We start from the raw sequence: 4,657 nt of genomic DNA on the forward strand, positions 1-4,657 counted from the left end.
TTGTTGGTAAGAAGCCCACACTGAACCTGTAAAGGTCAGTGTGGGAGTATGTCACGTTAGTGCAGTCCTGATATTGAAGGGAATACTGTATACTGCTCAAGGGGAATTGGATAAAGCGCTAGAAACCCTGAAGCTTGGGTTAGCCATTTCTAAACCAACTCGGAGTCGGAGATTAGAACAGAATATCCAGTTTGAGACTGGAAGGATTGACAACAAAAAAGGAGAGTATCTCCAAGCCCTAGAGGTTTACCAGCAATCCCTAGCAATTTGCAGAGAATTGGGGAAACGTAAGCTGGAAGGAATTGCGCTGAATACTATTGGCTTGGTTTACGATAAACAGAAAAACTATGACCAAGCCATTGATTATTATCAGCAAGCTTTAGCTATTCACCGGGAAGTTAAGAATCATGCTGGGGAAAGCACCACCCTTGTTAATCTTGGTCAGGTTTATGAAAAACAGGGAAAGTCTCAGGAATCGAGAGACTATTATCAACAAGCTTTAGCTATTTCCCAAACCATTGAAAATCTGACTGTAAAAGGTCTAAATTTTATGGAAATTGGGGTAGATTATTTTAAACTTGGCAAGGCTGACCAAGCTATAGACTACTACCAACAAGCCTTAGATATTTTTCGAGAACTTAAAAATTACCCCCATCAAGTCAATATCCTGAGAGTGCTTGGAGTAGCTCAAATTAGACAATGCAACTATGACCAAGCCCTGGAGTATTATCAGCAACTCCTAGCCATTGCCCGACCAATCAAAGACTCCTCTCAAGAAACAATCGCGCTCAATTTTATTGGGCAAATTTACAACTATCATGGAAAGTATGACCAAGCTCTAGATTCCTACCAGCAAGCCTTGACCATTAGTAAAAAAAATGATGACCAGAAAACTAGTGCAACCCTCCTCAATAATCTTGGGGGAGTTTACAACAATTGGAGAAAGTACAACCAAGCTTTAGATTACTACCAGCAAGCCTTAACCATTAGCAAAAGGTTAAACGACTCGATCACAATTGCGACTACACTCAACAACATTGGCTCGATATATCAGAAGCAACGGAAGTATCCCCAAGCTCTAGACTATTATCAGCAAGCTTTAGGGATTAACCAAGAGTTGGGGGATCTTGGTCGTGTACGTGTTGCTACTAACCTCAATAATATTGCCTCAGTGTACCAGAATCAGGGTGAGTATGACCGAGCCTTAGACTACTACGAGCAAGCTTTAGCGATTGCTGAAGACCTAGGCGATCGCTCAGGGTAAAGTACTACCGTCAATAATATTGGGTAAATCATTACGTCTAGTGGTGCGTTACGGGGCGGACTATCCCAACCCTGGCTACGAAGCGAACAATAAGGGCAAGTCCGCCCCTAACTCACCCTACGCACTAACCTTGGCCTATTGGCCACGCGATCGCGTTCAACCTTGGCCTTTGGCCACGCGATCGCGTTCAACCTTCAACCTGCTAACCTTCAACCTACTCCCTACTCCCTCACCCAATTTAAAACTTCCATAGTAAAATCTGCATAAAACTGCCACGACCTAAGGATATATAGTAAGAAACTACCAAGTGGCTGATTTTTCGATGGGTACTTACTCTACTATTCCTGTATTCTGTCTCAAGCTCGCTAGTGCTACCTTACTGTGTCTGCTCTCACCGATCTTAGCTCCAGAAAATCTGGGAGTTGCTCCAGCAGTGGCACAAACCAATCCAGACCAAGCCACTCAAGCGGAACAGTTATTCGATCGGGCAAGGTCAGAGTTTGTTAAAGGTCAGTTGCCTCAAGCCAAGGAGAGTTATCAACAACTATTGACGATTTATCGGGAATTGGGAAACTCTACAGGTGTTGCTCAAGCTCTTAATGGCCTTGGACAGGTTTACAATCTCTTATCTCAACAAAGCAAAGCTCTGGAAGTATTGCAAGAAGCTCTGAAAATTCAGCAAGGTAATGGAGACCGTAAGGGTGAAGGGGAAACCTTGACCCATATCGGAACAGTTTATTCAAGTCAGGAAGACTATGCTAAAGCTCTAGAGTTGTTGGAGCAAGCTCTAAGCATTAACCAAGAAGTAGGTAATCAGCTTGGGATTGGTTATGCACTGGTTAATCTTGGCTCAGTTTACTCCTCCCAAGGAGAGTATGACAAAGCGTTAGATAGGTTACAGCAAGGTTTGAGTATTATCAAAGAAGTAGCTAAGACTGAGAAAAGCGTACGCATTTTAGCACGCTACTATCAAGCGGAAACTTTGATTGTATTCAGCTCAGCTTACATCAGGTCAGGGAAATTGAACCAAGCTTGGGAATTTGTGGAGCAAGCTCATGCTTTGAGTCGAGAAGAGGGTTATGGATTAGGAGAAGGTGCAGCCCTGACCTTGAAGGGAGCACTCTATACCGCTCAAGGGGAATTGGATAAAGGGCTAGAAACCCTGGAGCTTGGGTTAGCCATTACTAAAGCAAGCGGTAGTCGGGGATTAGAACAGGATATCCTGTTTGTGATTGGAGGGATTTACAACCAGAAAGGAGAGTATCTCAAAGCCCTAGAGGTTTACCAGCAATCCTTAGCGATTCGGCGAGAATTGGGTAAACGTAAGCTGGAAGGGATTGTGCTCAATAATATTGGCTTAGTTTACTATAAACAGGAACAGTATGACCAAGCCATAAACTATTATCAGCAAGCTTTAGCTATTCACAGAGAACTGAAGAATCAACTTCAGGAATGGAAAACCCTTGTTAATATTGGACAAGTTTACTACAAACAGGGAAAGTATCAGCAAACCATAAACTATTACCAACGAGCCTTAGCTATTTCCAAAAAAATTGAAAATCCTACGGGAAAAGGTGCAAATCTTTGGGGGATTGGGCAAGCTTATTATGCATGGGGTAAGCCTGGCCAAGCCATAGACTACTATCAACAAGCCTTAGTTATTTTTCGAAAAATTAAAAATTACTCCCATCAAGTAAATATCCTGGGAGCGCTTGGACTAGCTCAAATCAGACAAGGAAACTATGAGAAAGCCCGGGATTCTTATCAGCAAGTCCTAGCCCTTGCCCGACAAATCAAAGACCGCTCTGAAGAAATAACTGCTCTCAATTTTATTGGGCAAGTTTACGAATCTCAGGGAAAGTATGACCAAGCTCTAGATTACTACCAGCAAGGCTTGGTTATTGCTAAAAAAATTAATGATAAAAAAAGTACTGGAACCCTCTTCAATAATATTGGGTTAGTTTACAGTAATTGGGGAAATTACAAGCAAGCCCTAGATTACTACCAGCAAGGCTTAGCCATTAGCAAAAGCTTAAACGACTCCATAGGAATTGCGACTAAACTCAACAACATTGGCTCGATATATGAAAAACAAGGGAAGTATAGTCAAGCTCTAGACTATTATCAGCAAGCTTTAGCCATTAACCAAAAGTTGGGCGATCTCGCTCGTGTACGTGTTGCTCCTAACCTCAATAATATTGGGTCAGTTTACCATAGTCAGGGTAAGTATGACAGAGCTTTAGAATACTACCAGCAAGCTTTAGTGATTCACCAAGACCTAAGCGAGCGCTCAGGGGAAGGTACTACCCTTAATAATATTGGAGAAGTTTACAAAAGTCAGGGTGAGTATGACCGAGCTTTAGAATACTACCAGCAAGCTTTAGCGATTTATAAAGACATTGGTGTAGGCTCTCAGAAAGCTACTACCCTCAATAATATTGGGGGAGTTTACCATAGTAAGGGTGAGTATGACCGAGCTTTAGAATACTACCAGCAAACTTTAGTTATTTATCAAGACCTAAGCGAACGTTCAGGGGAAGGTACTACCCTTAATAATATTGGGTTAGTTTACGATAGTCAGGGTGAGTATGACCGAGCCAATGAATACTACCAGCAAGCTTTAGTGATTCACCAAGATATTGGTGAGCGCTCAGGGGAAGCTACTACCCTAAATAATATTGGGGCAGTTTACTATGCTCGGGGTAAGTATGCTCAAGCAAAAGAATACTTCCAGCAATCTCTAGTCATTCGTAAAGACATTGGCGAGCGCTCAGGGGAAGCTAATAGCCTCAATAATATTGGGGCAGTTTACAAAAGTCAGGGTGAGTATGACCGAGCCAATGATTACTACCAGCAAGCTTTAGTTATTTATCAAGACATTGGTGAGCGCTTAGGGGAAGGTACTACCCTCAATAATATTGGCTCAGTTTACGATAATCAGGGTGAGTATGACCAAGCTAGTGAATACTACCAGCAATCTCTAGGGATTCGTCAAGACTTGGGGGATCGCTCAGGAGAAAGTACTACCCTAAATAATATTGGGAGAGTTTACAATGCTCGGGGTGAGTATGCTCAAGCACAAGAATACTTCCAGCAATCTCTAGCTATTTCCCAAAACATTGGCGTACGCTCCCTACAAGCCACTACTCTAGACAACATAGGAACAGTTTACAGTAACTGGGGAGACTATACCAAAGCCTTAAACTATCATCAGCAATCTCTAGAAATTAGCCAAGACATTGGTGACAACCAGGGAGTTGGCACGACTCTCAACAATATCGGAACAGTTTATGGTGACCAAGGGGAGTATGACCGAGCTAATGAATACTTCCAGCAAGCTCTAGCTATTCAACAAGAAATAGGTGATCCCTCAGGGGAAGCTACTACCCTGGA

Annotated in this window: 3 protein-coding genes; all 3 read left to right on the forward strand. The window is 42.6% G+C overall.

The genetic code is table 11. The features are described 5' to 3' along the window. Positions 1–73 precede the first annotated feature (73 nt). Positions 74–1,264 (forward strand): tetratricopeptide repeat protein, encoded by a 1,191-nt coding sequence (locus F6K20_RS25130; protein ID WP_287296451.1) that lies wholly within the window; start codon positions 74–76, stop codon positions 1,262–1,264. A gap of 19 nt (positions 1,265–1,283) precedes the next feature. After that, positions 1,284–1,517 (forward strand): hypothetical protein, encoded by a 234-nt coding sequence (locus F6K20_RS25135; protein ID WP_137985673.1) that lies wholly within the window; start codon positions 1,284–1,286, stop codon positions 1,515–1,517. A gap of 54 nt (positions 1,518–1,571) precedes the next feature. After that, positions 1,572–4,657: tetratricopeptide repeat protein (locus F6K20_RS25140; protein ID WP_287296453.1), on the forward strand; the 3,086-nt coding region annotated here is incomplete at its 3' end.

The organism is Moorena sp. SIO2C4, from assembly GCF_010672485.1.
GTDB lineage: Bacteria > Cyanobacteriota > Cyanobacteriia > Cyanobacteriales > Coleofasciculaceae > Moorena > Moorena producens.